General features: G+C 67.7%; 18 protein-coding genes and 2 pseudogenes. 13 read left to right on the top strand and 7 right to left on the bottom strand.

From position 1 onward, the window contains the following. Positions 1–30: 30 nt before the first annotated feature. The 4 genes from ASE11_RS14115 (at position 31) to ASE11_RS14100 (ending at position 2,714) form a co-directional block, all read left to right on the top strand. Entirely contained in the window at positions 31–492 is a 462-nt protein-coding gene (locus ASE11_RS14115) for a CBS domain-containing protein (RefSeq protein WP_056272594.1), read from the top strand. A 150-nt stretch (positions 493–642) separates the two neighbouring features. Next, complete coding sequence (locus tag ASE11_RS14110; protein ID WP_056272592.1) at positions 643–1,071, top strand: Hsp20/alpha crystallin family protein; 429 nt, start codon at positions 643–645, stop codon at positions 1,069–1,071. A gap of 4 nt (positions 1,072–1,075) precedes the next feature. Further along, positions 1,076–1,555: an Hsp20/alpha crystallin family protein gene (locus tag ASE11_RS14105; protein WP_056272590.1), complete on the top strand. Its 480-nt coding sequence runs from the start codon at positions 1,076–1,078 to the stop codon at positions 1,553–1,555. A gap of 82 nt (positions 1,556–1,637) precedes the next feature. Beyond that, the gene (locus ASE11_RS14100; protein ID WP_056272587.1) at positions 1,638–2,714 is read left to right on the top strand and encodes a hypothetical protein; all 1,077 of its coding nucleotides are present in this window, start codon (positions 1,638–1,640) and stop codon (positions 2,712–2,714) included. Here ASE11_RS14100 and ASE11_RS14095 read toward each other — a convergent pair. The 3 genes from ASE11_RS14095 to ASE11_RS14085 are packed head-to-tail and all read right to left on the bottom strand — an operon-like array spanning position 2,668 to position 5,515. Next, complete coding sequence (locus tag ASE11_RS14095) at positions 2,668–3,642, bottom strand: ribose-phosphate diphosphokinase (protein ID WP_056272583.1); 975 nt, start codon at positions 3,640–3,642, stop codon at positions 2,668–2,670. The genes ASE11_RS14100 and ASE11_RS14095 overlap by 47 nt on opposite strands. Then, entirely contained in the window at positions 3,636–4,643 is a 1,008-nt protein-coding gene (locus tag ASE11_RS14090) for a hypothetical protein (protein ID WP_235501303.1), read from the bottom strand. The genes ASE11_RS14095 and ASE11_RS14090 overlap by 7 nt, the downstream gene beginning before the upstream one ends. A 44-nt stretch (positions 4,644–4,687) precedes the next feature. Further along, positions 4,688–5,515: a universal stress protein gene (locus ASE11_RS14085; protein WP_235501302.1), complete on the bottom strand. Its 828-nt coding sequence runs from the start codon at positions 5,513–5,515 to the stop codon at positions 4,688–4,690. Between the two features lie 333 nt (positions 5,516–5,848). Between ASE11_RS14085 and ASE11_RS14080 the strand changes: the two are divergent. Further along, positions 5,849–6,190, top strand: a pseudogene (locus tag ASE11_RS14080) (alcohol dehydrogenase); the annotation flags it as partial. Positions 6,191–6,220: 30 nt separating this feature from the next. On the opposite strand, the gene ASE11_RS26910 reads toward ASE11_RS14080, so the two are convergent. Continuing rightward, complete coding sequence (locus ASE11_RS26910) at positions 6,221–6,355, bottom strand: hypothetical protein (protein WP_268766300.1); 135 nt, start codon at positions 6,353–6,355, stop codon at positions 6,221–6,223. 286 nt (positions 6,356–6,641) lie between these two features. On the opposite strand from ASE11_RS26910, the gene ASE11_RS14075 reads away from it, so the two are divergent. Beyond that, positions 6,642–6,908: a DUF2934 domain-containing protein gene (locus tag ASE11_RS14075; protein WP_056272579.1), complete on the top strand. Its 267-nt coding sequence runs from the start codon at positions 6,642–6,644 to the stop codon at positions 6,906–6,908. Between the two features lie 21 nt (positions 6,909–6,929). Here ASE11_RS14075 and ASE11_RS14070 read toward each other — a convergent pair whose 3' ends face one another. Continuing rightward, positions 6,930–7,337, bottom strand: coding sequence for a DUF2177 family protein (locus ASE11_RS14070; protein ID WP_056272576.1), 408 nt, complete (start codon positions 7,335–7,337; stop codon positions 6,930–6,932). A gap of 187 nt (positions 7,338–7,524) precedes the next feature. On the opposite strand from ASE11_RS14070, the gene ASE11_RS14065 reads away from it, so the two are divergent. The 5 genes from ASE11_RS14065 to ASE11_RS14045 all read left to right on the top strand — a co-directional run bounded on the left by ASE11_RS14065 (position 7,525) and on the right by ASE11_RS14045 (position 13,453). Further along, positions 7,525–9,228 (top strand): PAS domain-containing hybrid sensor histidine kinase/response regulator, encoded by a 1,704-nt coding sequence (locus ASE11_RS14065; RefSeq protein ID WP_056272573.1) that lies wholly within the window; start codon positions 7,525–7,527, stop codon positions 9,226–9,228. After that, positions 9,225–10,043: a response regulator gene (locus ASE11_RS14060; protein ID WP_056272571.1), complete on the top strand. Its 819-nt coding sequence runs from the start codon at positions 9,225–9,227 to the stop codon at positions 10,041–10,043. The genes ASE11_RS14065 and ASE11_RS14060 overlap by 4 nt, the downstream gene beginning before the upstream one ends. Positions 10,044–10,106: 63 nt before the next feature. Then, positions 10,107–11,714, top strand: coding sequence for a gamma-glutamyltransferase family protein (locus tag ASE11_RS14055; RefSeq protein ID WP_056272569.1), 1,608 nt, complete (start codon positions 10,107–10,109; stop codon positions 11,712–11,714). 11 nt (positions 11,715–11,725) lie between these two features. Beyond that, on the top strand, positions 11,726–12,661 hold the full coding sequence (locus ASE11_RS14050) for a diacylglycerol/lipid kinase family protein (protein WP_235501301.1): 936 nt from the start codon (positions 11,726–11,728) through the stop codon (positions 12,659–12,661). A gap of 3 nt (positions 12,662–12,664) precedes the next feature. Next, positions 12,665–13,453: a metallophosphoesterase family protein gene (locus ASE11_RS14045; protein WP_056272563.1), complete on the top strand. Its 789-nt coding sequence runs from the start codon at positions 12,665–12,667 to the stop codon at positions 13,451–13,453. On the opposite strand, the gene ASE11_RS14040 is transcribed toward ASE11_RS14045, so the two are convergent. Next, the gene (locus ASE11_RS14040) at positions 13,447–13,680 is read right to left on the bottom strand and encodes a SlyX family protein (protein ID WP_056272560.1); all 234 of its coding nucleotides are present in this window, start codon (positions 13,678–13,680) and stop codon (positions 13,447–13,449) included. The genes ASE11_RS14045 and ASE11_RS14040 overlap by 7 nt on opposite strands. A gap of 99 nt (positions 13,681–13,779) precedes the next feature. Beyond that, positions 13,780–14,418 carry a glycine zipper 2TM domain-containing protein gene (locus tag ASE11_RS27010; RefSeq protein WP_056272556.1) on the bottom strand — a complete coding sequence of 213 codons (639 nt, stop codon included), beginning with the start codon at positions 14,416–14,418 and terminating at the stop codon, positions 13,780–13,782. Positions 14,419–14,674: 256 nt separating this feature from the next. Here ASE11_RS27010 and ASE11_RS14030 point away from each other — a divergent pair, with 256 nt between their 5' ends. Next, complete coding sequence (locus ASE11_RS14030) at positions 14,675–14,917, top strand: hypothetical protein (protein WP_056272551.1); 243 nt, start codon at positions 14,675–14,677, stop codon at positions 14,915–14,917. Between the two features lie 6 nt (positions 14,918–14,923). Next, positions 14,924–16,061 (top strand): annotated as a pseudogene (locus tag ASE11_RS26155) (carbohydrate-binding protein); the annotation flags it as partial.

Raw genomic sequence — 16,061 nt, 5'->3', positions numbered from 1 at the left:
CAGCCTGCTGAAACCATCCAGGAGAACAACATGCGCGACAAGATGCTGGCGGGTGACGTGTGCAACCGCATCGTGGTGATCGCCGAACGCGGTTTGTCCCTGGTGCAGGCGGCGCAACTCATGCGCAAGCGGCATGTGGGATGCCTGGTGGTGGTCGACGAGACCGGCGCGGGCCGTCTGGTGGTGGGCATGCTCACCGACCGCGACATCGTCACCGCCGTGATTGCGCGTGAGCTTGATGCCGCTGTACTCACCGTGGGCGACGTGATGAGCCGCGAGTTGATCAGCGCGCTGGAAGACGACTCGATCAAGGACATGCTCGTGACCATGCGCCGAAAGGGCATTCGCCGGCTGCCGGTGGTCACCACGCAGGGGATGCTGGTCGGGCTGGTGACGCTGGACGACGTGCTCTCCCTGATGGCCGAGCAGTTGCGCGAGATGGCCTCGTTGGTCGAGACCGAAGCCCTGCGCGAGCGCCGCGAACGGGCTTGACGCAACGTCCGTCCTTGCGTGTGCCTGCATTGCGCTGGATCAATGGTGCAGGGGCACCAACGTCGCAACATCCCACTTGCGCCGGCGTTTCGTCGAGTTGTGGCGGACGTGCCGGACATTCCACCATCACTGTTCTCAAGGAGCATCACCATGAATGAACTTCGCACCATTGATCCCTTTGCCATCGATCCCTTCGACGATGCGTTCCGCTCGCTCATGCGGCCCTGGCGCATGGAGATGCCGGAAGCGGCTCCGCGCATCAAGATCGACCTCACGGAGCAGGACGGCAGCTACGCCGTCAAGGCCGATATTCCCGGCGTGAAGAAGGACGACATCGACGTGCGCATCGACGGCAACATGGTCACCATCAGCGCCGAGGTGAAGTCGGAGAAGGAGGAAAAGGGCAACGGCGACCGCGTGTTGCGCCGTGAACGCCAGGAGGGCTACGCCAGCCGCAGCTTCAGCCTGGCCTGCCCGGTGGATGAGGGCAAGGTCCAGGCCAGTTACAAGGACGGCATCCTGGTGCTGACCCTGCCGAAGAAGGCCGACACCACCAGCAAACGCATCGCGATCCAGTGACGCCATGAACACGCTCACAGCACCTTGGCGGCGGGGCGCTCAACACGCCTGGGCCTCGCTGGCCCAAGGCTGGCGCGACCTGCGCCAGCGCGCCGGCGGGGCGCTCACGCGCTTTCGCCGCAGCGATGCCCTTGGTCGGGAGGACGGTGCCGGCTGGGGGTTGGTGGCCGCCGACCTGCGCGTGGAGGACGACCGCATCATCGTGCACATGGAGCTGCCCGGCATGAACCGGGAAGATCTGCAGATCGACATCGACGGCGACCAGCTCAGTGTCTCGGGCGAGAAGCACCTGGAGCAGGAGAGTGGTGACGGCAGCTACCGCCTGGTGCAATGCGCCTACGGCAGCTTCAGGCGTGATCTGAGCCTGCCGCACACCGTCGATGCCCAGCACACCCAGGCCCACTACCGCAACGGCGTGTTGCGCATCGACATGCCGCGCATGGACCGCGACCGGGGCCGGCGCATCCCTGTGCACGACGCGTGAGTGACCCGACGCAGGAGACGCCCGTGAAGGACCTCCTCGAACGCTTCCGGCAACAGGCCGGCAGGCTGCGAGACGGCGTGCCATGACCCCCTGCGCAGTCCACGCCAGCGCCGGCTCCAGCCACGAGTTGGTGCTGGCCGCCCTGCGCTCGGGTGCCGCGCCCGGCGAGCTGGAGGTGATCGAGACCCACATGTCGTGGGTGTATCTGTTGGGCGACCAGGTGCTCAAGCTCAAGAAGCCGGTGCACCACACGTTTCTGGATTTCACCCGGCTGGACGCACGCGAGGCCTTCTGCCGCGAGGAGGTGCGGCTCAATGCCCGTCTCGCGCCGGGCATCTACCTGGGCCTGATGGCCCTGCAGAACATCGAGGGCCAGCCATCGCTGGTCCGCGAGTCCGGACTGCTCCGGCGCGCCGATGCCGTGGACTGGCTGGTGCACATGAAGCGGTTGCCCCGGGCGCGCATGCTGGACGAGGCCATGGCGCACCGTGCGGTGCTGTCGGGCGATGTGGATGCCCTGGTGCGGGTGCTGGCCGACTTCTACCGCGCGGCCGCGCGGATCAAGGTCTCGCCAGCACAGCATGTCGATCGTCTGCAGCACGAATTGCTTCTCAGCCGCGACGTCATTCTGGATCCGCGCTGGGTGATTCCGGGGGCGGCGCAGACGATCCAGCAATGTCAGGCAGGATTTGCGCAGCACCAGGCGGCGCTGGGCCTGCGCGCCGTGGCGGGGCGCATCGTGGAGGGCCATGGTGACCTTCGACCCGAGCATGTGTGCCTGCTGCATCCACCGGTGGTCATCGACTGCATCGAATTCAGCGCGGCGCTGCGACAGGTCGATCCGTTCGACGAGCTGGCTTTTCTGGCCATGGAGTGCCGCATGGCCGGTGCCGGCTGGATCGGCGAGCGGCTCATCGAGGGCTGCGGGCGGGCACTGGGCGACCAACCGCCGCGCACGGTGCTGCAGCTCTACACCGCGCACCACGCGCTGGTGCGCGCGCGGCTGTCGCTGGCCCATCTGTTCGACCCGCAGCCGCGCACGCCCGAGCGCTGGGTGCCACAGGCGCGGCGTTATCTGATGCAGGCCCAGGCGGCGCTGGACGCCTTGTTGCTCAAGGAAGCGGTGGCGCCGCAGCAGGTGATCCGCAGCGCTCGTTGACGGCCCGCGCGAACAGCGCCGCGGCCGACACCACGGTCAGCTTGCTTGCCAGGGCAGAGTCCGCCGGCACGCGAAACGACGGCACGCTGTCGGTCACCACCACCCGGCTGATGGCCGGATCCCCCAGCACGCGACAGGCTTCTCCGGTGAACAGGCCGTGAGCAGCAAACGCCACCACATCGCGGGCGCCGGCCAGGCGCAGGGCGGTGGCGGCACGCACCATGGTCTGGCCACTGGCAACGAGGTCGTCCAGCAGCAGCACGGTGGTGCCTTCGACGTCGCCGGCCACCCGGTGTTCACCCGACACCCGGCCCGCACTGCGCCGCTTGTCGACCATGGCGAAGCCCAGGGGCTGTGCCAGTTCGACCTCAAGCGCCTCGCGCCACAGCTGGGCACGCTTCACACCACCCGGGTCGGGCGACGCCACCGCGCAGGGCCCCCGCTCGGTGATCGCTCGCGCCTCGGTCCCAAAGGCCAGGTGGGCCTCGAGGTGGTGGGTCGGTATGCGCAACGCGTTCTGCAGTGCGGCCAGGTTGTGCGCCTCCAGCACCACCAGTTCGTCGGTGCCGACCGCTTCGAACATCTGGGCCACATAGCGCAGCGCCAGTGGATCGAAGGGCTGGGTCCGGCGGTCCTTGCGCGCGTAGGCCAGGTAGGGCACCAGGGCCGTGATGCGTGCGGCGCCATGGTCGCGCAGCGTGCCGATGAACATCAGCAGCCGGCACAGGGCATCGTGCGGGCTGGCCTCGGGACGGCCGTGCAGGCTGGCCAGCACGAACACGTGGTGCGCGCGCGGGTCGCACAGCGGCCTCCACTTGTGCTCGCCATCTTCGAAAGCCCGGTCCTCAAGCGGGGCCAGCGGCTGCCCCAGCCGGGCACTCAGGGCGCGTGCCAGATCGGTGCCCGGGTCGAGCGAAAAGATCAACATGGGGCACCCCAGCGCGTTTGTGACAGCGCGCGCACGAAAGGCTCCAACGATGTGCAAGGCAGGGCGTCGATGCCGGCGGCGGCGGTGCGTCCGCTGCCGCCGAACGCCTGGCACAAGGTGTGTGCGCCCTGCGGTGACGCGCGCGGCGCGCGCACACTCACCGCGTAGTGGCCGTCGCGCCGCTCGGTGAGCACGGCCTGAGCCTGCTCGGGGTGCACGGCCGCCAGCGCGTTGGCCAGAAAGCCCGACACGCGGCGGCTCCACGGGGCTGCGGGCAACACCACCACCCGGGCCTGTGCACTTTCCCAATGGGGCTTGATCCCCATCGCCACGCGGAAGTCGCGCCGCCGGCACGCTTCGATGTCGTGGATCACCGGCTCGTCGCGCAACAGGTTCCAGGGCGAGGCGTGGCGCGCCAGGCGTTCGTACAGCTCGGCCGGGGCGATGCACACGTCCGAGGCGTCTTCACCGTAGGCGTTGTAGTTGATGGCCAGGCCCAGGCGGCGCAGCACCGCGCGGTGCAGCGGGTCGAGCCCCGAGGCCGCGCCCAGCCGGTCGGCCACGGTGGTGAGTTCGTCGCCGTAGGCGCCCACCAGTGCCCAGGCGCGGTAGCGGCCGCCCAGGTACCGGTCAACCAGCAGGCTGGTGCACACCTCGCTGCTGAAATCGAGGTGGGCGTCGAGCCGTTCGTGTGCCGGCACCGGCCCGCTCCAGTGGTGATCGAACCAGCGCACCTGTGCGCCGCCGTCCAGCAGCCGGTCCAGCGCCGCCCGGTTGCGCTGCATCGACAGGTCGCACACCAGCACCTGGCTGGACGCCTCGCATGGCACGTGCTGCAACAAGGCGATGTCGCGCTTGAGGCCGGTGATCAGGTGGGCGGCCGACGGATCGTGCAGCCGCCACTGCCGCACCGCGCACAGGCCATCGGCGTCACCGTTGCACACATCGAAACGCGCCACGGCCAGACCCTGTGGGGGTGATTTCTCGTTGCGTGACAGCAAGGAGGCCACTCTAAGGATCACCTGGGACGGTGGCTTGAGCCTGCTCAATGCGACATCAAAACCGGCAGCGTCATCGAGGTCAGCACGGTACGCGTGGCGCCGCCCAGCACCCACTCCCGCGCCCGACCATGCCCGTAGCAGCCCATCACAAGCAAGTCGGCCCCCACATCCGCCGCCATCGACAGCAGGCGGTTGCCGACCTCTCCGTCGTCAGGGCCTCCTTCGTGTGTCGTGAGGGCCACGCCGTGAGCCTTCAGATAACCCTGCAGCGAACGCAGGGGCACATCCACGGCTTCACCGAAGCACACCGCGTGCACCTGCGCCGCCCGCTGCAGCCAGGGCAGGGCGGCCGACAGGGCCCGTGCCGCCTCGCGGGTCTCCTTCCAGGCCACCAGCACGGTGCGACCGACGGGGCCGATTTCGCCCGTGTAGGGCAGCATCAGGGCCGGTCTCCCGCTCTCGAGCAGTACGCTGGACTGAAAGTCCGCGGGCAGCTCCGCCGCCGCAGGGTCGTCCGGATCGCGCTGGCCCAGGATCATCAGGTCGGCATACAGCGCCTGGCGCGCGAAGCTCCAGGGCCCATCAGGCAGTGGCTCGACCCAATGAAGCCGCTCATGGCCACCCGCAAGCCGCAGGAAGGTGGTGCGCATTTTCTCGGTGTTCTCCCTGTCCATGTCCTGCATCATGGCGATGGCCGCCGCCGCACCCTCCATGGCAAACGGATAGCGCACCAGCGCGGTCAGCACGCATGGCTGAGCCGTGACCTCGGCCCCGAAATCGTCGGCCAGCTGGCGCGCGAGCTGGATGCGCTGCGGTGTGCGGGCCGAACTGTCGAGGTGCAGCAGGATGGAGCCGGGGGTCTGCATGGTCATTCCTTTGAAAGTGGAGGTGCGACTGGCCCAACTTACACCCACCTGCGCCGCACCGGTTTGCGCAGTGTCAATGCAGGCGAAGGAAAACCGCGCTCCGCGTGCCGCCGTCAATGAGCAGGCGCAACCGCCGCCACCGTGCCGCGACCTGGTCTGTGGCTTTCAACCCAACCCGCGACACCCTTCCGTTGCGCACATGGCGTCTGCGCCATCCATCCCGTGCTCGGGCCCGGCGTCGAGAGCAACCATTTTTGAGATGTCCCCATGATGCGAGCGATGGTTCTGCACGGTCCCGGTCAGGCGCTGCGGCTGGAGACCCGGGCGCTGCCCGAACCCGCGCCCCTGCTGTGCGCCGGGCTGATCGGTTGGCGGGCCCTGTGCATGGCCGGCGATGACGCACGGGTACCGGGTCTGTACGGATTTGGCGCGGCGGCGCATCTGTTCGCCCAGGTGGCACGACACCAGGGCCGGCAGGTGTTGGCATTCACCCGCCCCGGCGATGCGCAGGCCCAGGCGTTTGCCCGGACGCTGGGCGCGGTGTGGGCCGGTGGTTCGGACGAGCCGACACCCACACCGCTGGACGCCGCGATCATCTTGGCGCCGGTGGGTGCGCTGGTGCCGCTGGCCTTGCGCGCCGTGCGCAAGGGTGGTCGTGTCGTGTGCGGGGGCATCCACCTGGTGATGTGAGGCGAGGCGACGCGCCCGGACTCACATCGGGATGACGTTGGGCACCGGGGCGGACAAGGTGTCGGGCGGCAGTTCACTGCCCTCGCAGCGGCGCAGGCCGAACAGCGATCCGAAGATGGTGACCAAGGCCACGATCAGGGCAATGAGCAGCCTCACGACGGCCTCGTGCTGTCGACCGCGCGCGACCACGAACCGAGGGTGCCGGCATCGATGGTGACGACTTGCCTGGTGCAGACGGATCCGACTTGCATGGGGAACTCCCTGGACGTGGCGAAGAAAGGCCACAGCCTTCCCGATACCTTGCAGTCTGCGGCTCGCAGGCGCGCTCGCATTGAGTGCACTCAATACAAAGCGCGCCATCGCCACTAGGCTCGACAGTCACCCGTGGCTGCGGTCACGGAGCGTTGGTCCATGTGCAACAGTCAATCTCAGGAGTACGGACATGAAGCAGACCTCAGGCAGTGCGGCGCGCACGCGAGCAGTGATCAAGCGGCCGCCGATGGCGGTGATGGCCAAGGGAGACGGCCATGCGCTCCCCGACGGGCCCGAGGCCGAGGCCTCGCGAGAGACGCGCATCCACGAAGCGGCCTATGCGCTCTACGAGGCCCGCGGTTGCGTGGACGGACATGATCTCGAAGACTGGCTGGCGGCCGAGGCGGCCGTGGAGCGCGAGACACCAGGGCCAGACTCCTCGGTCGGCGACCACTGACGGACGCCGCCGCGCGGCGCCTCAGCCCCGGGTGGCCCAGTCCAGCGCGGCCTTGCCACCGGCGGCCGAGGCGGTGCTCACCAGCGTGCCCCAGGCCATGTCAATCAGCGAGAGCTTCCACGGCCAGTCCTTGAGCGTGGCCCAGTTGGTCAGGTCGTAGGTGGCGTAGGTGAAGAAGCCGAACAGCGCGGCCATGGTGAGCGTGGTGGCCCAGCTGTGGGGAGCGGTGTGCGGCGCCACCGCGAAGATCACCAGGCCCAGCGCAAACAGCAGGTAGAACACCACGGCCACCGGCACGTTGGGCGCGGCGGTCATGAGGTGGCCGATGCCCTGCTGGTACATCGGCCTGGCGATCACGCCGAGCCAGATCAGGTCCAGCGAGATCATCACCAGTGCGGTGCCACCGTACGCGGCGAGGTATTTGCTCATGGGTGCTTTCAGGGTTGGGCGAGACGGGTGCAGCCTAAGCGCATGGGTGGCCCATGTCCATGCAAAACCCCCGATTTCGGGAGGTCGGAGATCCCTGTGTGCGGTAACGTACGGACAAACACCCCGGGACTGGATAGCGTCAGCTTTCCTGCCCGCAAGAGGGAGGCCCGCACCACGAAGTGAATCAATGCCAGACGCCCGCCTCCCAGCCGACCCCGGCCAACCCACCGTTCCCACAGGCGAGCTTCTGGAGACCGGTCGCCGCAATGCCCTGCTCAAGGCGGGGGCGCTGCAGAACGCCATCCTGACCAGCGCCAACTTCTCGATCATCGCCACCGATGAGAAGGGCATCATCCAGCTCTTCAACGTGGGGGCCGAGCACATGCTGGGCTACCGCGCCGAAGAGGTCATCAACCGCTGCAGCCCGAGCGACCTGCACGACCCCGCCGAAGTGACGGCACGCGCGCTGGCGCTCAGCACCGAACTCGACACCAGCATCGCCCCCGGCTTCGAGGCGCTGGCCTTCAAGGCATCGCGCGGTATCGAGGACATCTACGAGCTGACCTACATCAACAAGAACGGCAGCCGCTTTCCCGCCATCATCTCGATCACCGCGCTGCGCGACGACTACGGCGATGTCATCGGTTACCTGTTGATCGGCACCGACAACTCGGTGCGCAAACGGGTGGAGCTGCAGCTCAACGATGCCGTGGCCGCCGCCGAGAAGGCCAACCTGGCCAAGACCGACTTCATCTCCAGCATGAGCCACGAGCTGCGCACGCCGCTCAATGCCATCCTGGGATTTGCGCAGCTCGTCGAGTCGGGCACGCCCGCGCCCACGCCCACGCAGAAGCGCAGCATCGATCAGATCCTCAAGGCCGGCTGGTACCTGCTGGAGCTGATCAATGAAATTCTCGACCTCGCGCTCATCGAATCCGGCAAGCTCTCCCTGTCGGAGGAGCCGGTCTCGCTGATGGAGGTGCTGCTGGAATGCCGCGCCATGGTCGAGCCGCAGGCCGCGCAGCGCAGCATCGGCATGGTGTTTCCGCGACTGCAGGTGCCCCACTATGTGAAGGCCGACCGCACGCGGCTCAAGCAGGTGCTGATCAACCTGCTGTTCAATGCCATCAAGTACAACCAGCTGGGCGGTCATGTGACGGTGGAATGCACCACGCCCACGCCGGGCAAGGTGCGCATCAGCGTGCGCGACACCGGTGCCGGCCTGGCGCCCGAGCAGGTGAGCCAGCTGTTCCAGCCGTTCAACCGGCTCGGCCAGGAGTCGGGCAAGGAAGAGGGCACCGGCATCGGCCTGGTGGTCACGCAGCGGCTGGTGCACCTCATGGGTGGTGAGATCGGCGCGAACAGCCAGCTCGGCGTGGGCAGCGAGTTCTGGATCGAAATGAATCAGGCCACGGCGCCCGGGCTGCCCCTGCTCCAGCGGGCCGAGCCACCCCGTGCCGAGCCCGGGCACGACACCGCTTACCGGACCGTGCTGTATGTGGAAGACAACCCGGCCAACCTGGAGTTGGTGGAGCAGATCATTGCCCGGCGCTCCAACCTGCGCCTGCTGGGCGCGGCTGACGCGAGACTGGGCATCGAGTTCGCCCGCGTCTACCGGCCCGCGGTTATCCTCATGGACATCAACCTGCCCGGCATCAACGGCATCGAAGCCATGAAGATCCTGCGTGCCGATCCGGTGACCGCCCGCATTCCCATCATTGCGCTCAGTGCCAATGCCGTGCCGCGCGACGTCCACCGAGGGCTGGAGGCGGGCTTCTGCAACTACATCACCAAACCCATCAAAGTCAGCCAGCTCATGGACGCGCTGGACGCCGCATTGGCCGATGCCGCAGCCACACACGGCCAGGACCTGGCGGAAGACATCCCATGACCATCACCGCACAAGACATCCTCAATGCCCGCATCCTGATCGTTGACGACCAGCAGACCAACGTCCTGCTGCTCGAAGAAATGCTCCAGAGTGCCGGCTACACGAATGTGTCCTCCACCATGGACCCCCGGACCGTCACCGGCCTGCACCGCCGGCACGCCTACGACCTGATCATGCTCGACCTGCAGATGCCGGGCATGGACGGCTTCCAGGTGATGGAGGCGCTCAAGGCCAACGCGATCGACGACTACATCCCGGTGCTGGTGATCACCGCGCAGCCCGGGCACAAACTGCGCGCGCTGCAGACTGGCGCCAAGGATTTCGTGAGCAAGCCCTTCGACATGGTGGAGGTCAAGACCCGCATCCACAACCTGATCGAGGTGCGCCTGCTGCACCAGCGACTGGCGAATCACAACGAAGCACTGGAGCAGGAGGTGCTGGAGCGCACCGCCGATCTGCGCGAAAGCGAAGCACGCTACCGCGCCCTGACCGAGCTGGCCACCGACTGGTACTGGGAGCAGGACAGCGAAGGTCACTTCACCAAGGTCTCGGGCCCGGTGCTGGAGATGCTGGGCATGCGGGTGGAGTCGTTGTCGGATGGCCCCGATGCGCCCCAGGCCGATGGCTGGAATGTGGCCGAGCGGACGGCTTTGCAGGCACGCATCACCGCGCGCACACCGTTCCTGGATGTGATGCTGCAGCATGCCCAGGCCGACGGCAGCGTGCGGCGTTACCGCGTCAGTGGAACACCCATGTTCGATGCCGATTGCAGCTTCAGGGGTTACCGGGGGTTCGGGGTCGAGATCCTGTCCTGAATCCGCGTGGGGTCGGGCCCCATCGAATATCCTGCACCTCGTTCGACGCAACCTGGACAAGGCATGACATTCCACTGGACCAACCCCTACCCGACCGTGCGCAGCCCCGTGATGGCGCGCAACGTGGTCTCCACTTCACACCCAATGGCCTCCACGGCCGGCCTGCGCATGCTGCACAAAGGCGGCAATGCGGTGGACGCGGCCATTGCCGCGGCAGCGGCACTCACCATCGTTGAACCCATCTCCAACGGCCTGGGCAGCGACAACTTCGCCATCCTGTGGGACGGCGAGAAGCTGCACGGACTCAACTCGTCCGGCGTGGCGCCGGCCACCTGGAACACCGACTACTTCAAGCGCCGCCACGGCGGCAAGATGCCCGAGCGCGGCTGGGATTCGGTCACCACGCCGGGCGCGGTGGCGGGCTGGGTGGCCTTGTCGGAGCGCTTCGGCAAGCTGCCATTTGCCGACCTGCTGGAACCAGCCATCGAGCTGGCCGAACGTGGCCACGGTGTGGGCTGCATCACCGCCGACAAGTGGGCGCGACAGGTGCCCATCCTGAAAAACCAGCCCGGTTTTGCCGAGGCCTTCATGCCGCACGGCCGTGCCCCGACCCCCGGCGAGCGCTTCGTGTTCAAGGCCGCCGGCGCCACGCTGCGCAAGATCGCCGAGACCCGGGGCGAGGCCTACTACCGCGGCGAGATCGCCGAGGCGCTGGTGGCGCACGCAGCCGCCAATGGCGGCAGCATGACGATGGCCGACCTCGGCGCCTACCGCCCGGAGTGGGTGACGCCGATCCAGAAGAACTTTGCCGGCTACACGGTGCACGAGATCCCGCCCAATGGCCAGGGCATTGCCGCGCTCATGGCGCTGGGCATGCTGGAGAAACTCGACATCGCCCGGCTGCCGGTGGACAGCATCCTGGCCCAGCACCTGCAGATCGAGGCCATCAAGCTCGCCTTCGCCGACACCTACCGCTGGGTGGCCGATGCCCGCCACATGAGCCAGGTGAGCGCGAGTGACCTGCTGAGCGATGCGTACCTCGCCGAGCGCGCGCGCCTCATCCAGCCCGGCCGGGCCAGCGAGTTCGCGCACGGCACACCGCCGCGCGGGGGCACCATCTACCTGAGCGCGGCCGACGAAAGCGGTCAGATGATCAGCCTGATCCAGTCCAACTACATGGGCTTTGGCAGCGGCGTGGTGGTGCCCGCCGTGGGTGTGAGCCTGCAGAACCGTGGCTATGGATTCACGATGGCGCAGGGCCACCCCAACCAGGTGGCTGGTGGCAAACGACCGTTCCACACCATCATCCCGGGCTTCGTCACCAAAGACGGCCGCCCGCAGATGAGCTTTGGCGTGATGGGCGGCAACATGCAGCCGCAGGGCCATGTGCAGACGCTGGTGCGCATGCTCGCCCACGGGCAGCAACCCCAGGCCGCGTGCGACGCGCCGCGCTGGAAGGTGGGCACCGGCATGAACGTGGACTTCGAACCCACCATGGCGCCCGCCTTGCTGCAAGGCCTCAAGGATCTGGGCCACCGCTTCGAACCGGCGGCCGACGCCTACATGGACTTCGGCAGCGGCCAGTTCATCTGGCGCCTCGCCGAGGACATGGCAGACGGCTATGTGGCCGCCAGCGATTCGCGCCGTGACGGCCAGGCCGTCGGCTTTTGATGCAGCGTCCCTTGTTCAACGCAGCCGCCGCGCTGCGCTTCGTGGTCAATGGCCAGGCGGGTCACTCCGATGCCGACGCCACGCGCGATGCGATCGAGGGCGCGCTGCGCGAAGCCGGTCGCTCCGGCACCGTGCTGTTCGCGGCACCGGGCGAGCTCGCGCAGGTGGCCCACAAGGCCGCTGCGCAAGCCCTGGCCGAGGGTTCGGCGGTCGTCGCGGTGGGCGGCGACGGCACCATCAACACCGTGGCCCAGGCCGCCCATGCCGTGGGCTGCACGATGGGCGTGATTCCCAAGGGCACCTTCAACTACTTCGCGCGCGAACACGGCGTGCCCACCGAGACCCTGGAGGCGCTGCGCTGGCTGCTCGATGCGCGGCCCGAGCCGGTGCAGATCGCGGCCATCAACGACCAGGTGTTTCTGGTCAACACCAGCCTGGGCCTGTACCCCGACCTGCTGCAGGACCGCGAAGCCTGGAAGGCGCGCTTTGGACGCAGCCGCCTGGTGGCGTTCGGGGCCGGCATGGCCACGCTGCTGCGCGCGCAGCGCCGCATCAGGCTCGCGATCGAGTTCGACAATCAGCGGCAGGACATGCGCACGCTCACCTTGTTCGTGGGCAACAACCGGCTGCAGCTGGAGCAGCTCGGCCTCGGCGGCACCGGCGAGCGGTCAGAGGGTGCGGCGGCTGACGGGCACATCACCGCCGTCGTGCTCAAGCCCATCGGCACACTGGCCATGGTGGGGCTCATGCTGCGCGGCGCGCTGGGCCAACTCGGCGAGGCCAGCGGCATCGAGCGCTTCGTGTGCCGCGGCCTGGTGGTCAAACCCTCACGCATGCGGGCTCGGCGCAAGGTGAAGGTGGCATTCGACGGTGAAGTCGGCTGGATGAGCTCGCCGCTGACCATCCGCGTGCTGCCGCAGCCGTTGTGGCTGCTGAAGAAAGCCTGAGTGATGAGCGTTGTGCTGCAGGTTTCCGATCCGCATTTCGGCACCGAACGGCCACCCGTGGTCGAGGCCCTGGTGGCGCTCGCCGCACAGCTGCGCCCCGATCTCGTGGTGCTCTCAGGCGACATCACCCAGCGCGCCCGCCCCGTTCAGTTTCGCGATGCGCGCGCCGTGATGGACCGCCTCGGCGCGCCGCTGCTTGCGCTGCCCGGCAACCACGACATCGCGCTGTTCGATCTCTGGAGCCGTTTCGTGCGGCCGTATGCGCGCTACAGCGCAGCCTTCGGTGCCGACCTCGCGCCGGTGTTTGCTTCAAACGAGCTGATGGTGGTGGGCGTGAAGACCACCCGCAGACGGCGCCACAAGGACGGCGAAGTTTCCAGCGAGCAGATCGAAGCCGTGGCTCAGCGCCTGCACAAGGCCACGCCCGAGCAGCTGCGCGTGGTCGCGGTGCACCAGCCCATCGACGTGATGCGCCTCGAAGACCTGCCCAACCGCCTGCACAACCACACCGCCGCGCAGCACGCCTGGGCGGCTGCGGGCGCTGACATCGTCATGGGTGGCCACATCCACCTGCCGTATGTGATGCCGCTGCCCGGCCTGCCGCGTCCCCTGTGGGCGGTGCAGGCCGGCACCGCCGTCTCCAGCCGCGTGCGCAGTGGTGTGCCCAACTCGGTGAACGTGGTTCGCTGGTCGCCGGCAACAGGCTGTGTGGTGGAACAGTGGGACTTTTCAGCGGCCGATGCCGCCTTTGTGCGCGCCGTGAGCACACCGATCAGCCCGCACCGTCAGTAGTGCGGCGGCAGTTCGTCGCGCGGGTCGCGCGGCCCTGCTGAAAGACCATCGTCGCCGCCGCGCTGGCGCAAGCGACTCACCTCACGCAGCAACAGGTCGATCTGCTCCTGCTGTCTGGCCACCAGTTGGTTCAAGGTGTCGAGAAGATCGTCGGCGTAGCTGGCCTTGATCTCCAGATCGGTCAGGCGCTGGTCGGTGTCGGTGGGGTACTGCTGGGGTTCGGTCATGCCGCTATTGGACCGCATCCGCCCGGGCGAAAAAAACCCGCGCTGGCAAGAGTGGTCTTGCATGCAGCGCGGGGAAGGGGGGGAATCAGTTCGTGGAGATCAGATGCGCGGCTCGCCGTTGCCGTTGACCAGAATGGTGCGGCCCGGAGGCGAGGTCATCTGGGCGCGATGGCCCACACCGCGGAAGGTGTATGTGACGTCCCAGTAGTCGGGCTGGCCGTCGGGCCGACCGGTGGCGCTGGTGCAGCGTTGCACTTCCTGCGTCTGGGTCTGGTTGCCAAAGCCGTTGCGCCCCACGTTGGAGCCCACGGCCGCGCCGGCCACGGCACCACCCACGGTGGCGATGTCCTGACCCGTGCCATTGCCGATCTGGTGGCCCAGAATGCCGCCGATCACCGCGCCGGCGATCGCGCCGGGTATGTTGCGCTGGGGTTGCTGCACCACCTCTTCGCGCTCCATCCAGCAGCGCTGGCCGCTGTTGGGGCCGACCACGGCGCGCACGGAAGTCACCTGGGCCTCATACAGCGGCTCCTGGCTTCGGCGGCGGTAGTCGCGGCGATCGGGTTGTTGCTGCGCTTGCGGGTATTGGCTGGGGTACTGGTAAGCCGGTTCGGGTTGCGCCATCGGCTGTTCGTACACGGGGTAGGGTGCGGCGCAACCGGCCAGGCCGGCCACGGCCAGGGTGGCCAGGGCGGTGAGGCGCAGCAGGGGGGATGGGCGTTTGTTGGTGTTGTTCATGGTGTTCTCCTGGATGTGACAGCCGAGTGACGGACGGCGGTGGCCGACTTGTGGTTGAAGGATGTCCCATCGTGCGCCCCCGGTCTGTTCGTTAGCGCTCATGAACGATGTCCCGCCGGTAAAGATCGTCAGCAGTTCTTGCTGGGTTGGGAGCCCGTGGGTGCGTCACCGAACAGACCCGACACCCCTCAAAGGTCTACAAACGCTTTCGCCTTTTGCGCAGCCTTCGCGCTGGCGTTTGAATCAGGAGCCGCCCATGCCGAAATCCAACTCTTTTGCCCCCAGCTGGGACACGTCTTCATTCGGGCACCCGGCCGACACTTCGCCGATGGAGTGTTCGGCGTTGGCCGAGCACCTCTCGGCATGCAGCCGCTCGCTTGGCCCCTTGCAGGTCTTGCGCACGGGCGCGGACCTCGTCCGGAACTTCATCGTGCCCCGGTTGGTCACCACCGTGTTCTTCGTCGCACTGATAGCAGGCACCACGTGGCTGGCTTCGTAGATGGCGGTGAGCGAACAACCCGGTCAGGACGACTGGGTACCACCGCCCGTGCGGCGCATGCTGGACGCCGCGCTCGGTCCGGCGCAGGAGCCGATCCGGTCTGAAATATTTGGCCTGGCTCGTTTCGAGCAGCACGGCCGCAGCCTGGCCGAGTCGCACCACGCCGCGCGCGCGGTGTTTGGCAGCGCCAGCTTCTACCCACGCCTGCAAAGCAACATCCAGAGCCTGCGCGCGTCGTACGAGCACATCGCCAGCCACGCCCACAGCGGGCAGGACATCAGCCCCGGCGCCGAATGGCTGTTCGACAACTTCCACCTGATCGAAGACCAGCTGCGCGAGATCCACGAAGGTCTGCCCGCTCGCTACTACCGCACGCTGCCGGTGTTGCAGGACGCGCCGCTGCAAGGCCTGCCGCGCATCTACAGCATCGCCTGGGCTTTTGTGGCGCACACCGACGGCGCGTTCGATGAAACCCTGCTCATCCACTTTCTCAATGCCTACCAGGAGGTGCACGAGCTCAGCCATGGTGAACTCTGGGCGCTGCCCACCACGCTGCGGGTGGTGCAGGTGGAAAACCTGCGCCGCCTGGCCGACCGCATTGCCAGCCACAAGGCCGCGCGTGAACTCGCCGGCCTGATCGCGCACCGCATCGAGGACCTGGAGCTGGACACCGTCCGCGCGCTCCACGCCATGGCCGAGCGGCGCGGCGCGAGCCGCGTGTTCCTGTTTCATCTGGCACAGAACCTGGCCGGTCATCGCCCTCCCACCGGCGAGGTGTTCCTCACCCAGGTGCACCCCTGGTTGCTGGAGAACGTGCCCGATCTCGCCGCGCTGCAGGCGCAGCACCATGCCGATCAAGCGGCCGATCACCTCAGTGTGGGCAATGCCGTGACCTCGCTGCGCCTGATCGGCGCGGCCGACTGGCCGGACATCGTGACGCGCACCAGCCGCGTGATGCAGGTCATGCTTGCCTCCCCCGTGTTCGCCGCCGAAGACGACCCCACGCGCAGCACCACGCTGCACCGCATCGAACGCCTGGCCGCGCAAAGCCAGCGCAGCGAAACCGCGGTGGCCCAGGCGCTGCTGGGGCTGATGGATGACAGCGGTCACCGCTCGCTTGCCGGGCACTGGCTGGCGGGCGGCG

It is taken from the genome of Hydrogenophaga sp. Root209, from assembly GCF_001428625.1.
Taxonomy (GTDB): domain Bacteria; phylum Pseudomonadota; class Gammaproteobacteria; order Burkholderiales; family Burkholderiaceae_C; genus Hydrogenophaga.
Note: the sequence above shows the minus strand (reverse complement) of the source record. Positions and strands in the feature narration are given on the sequence as shown.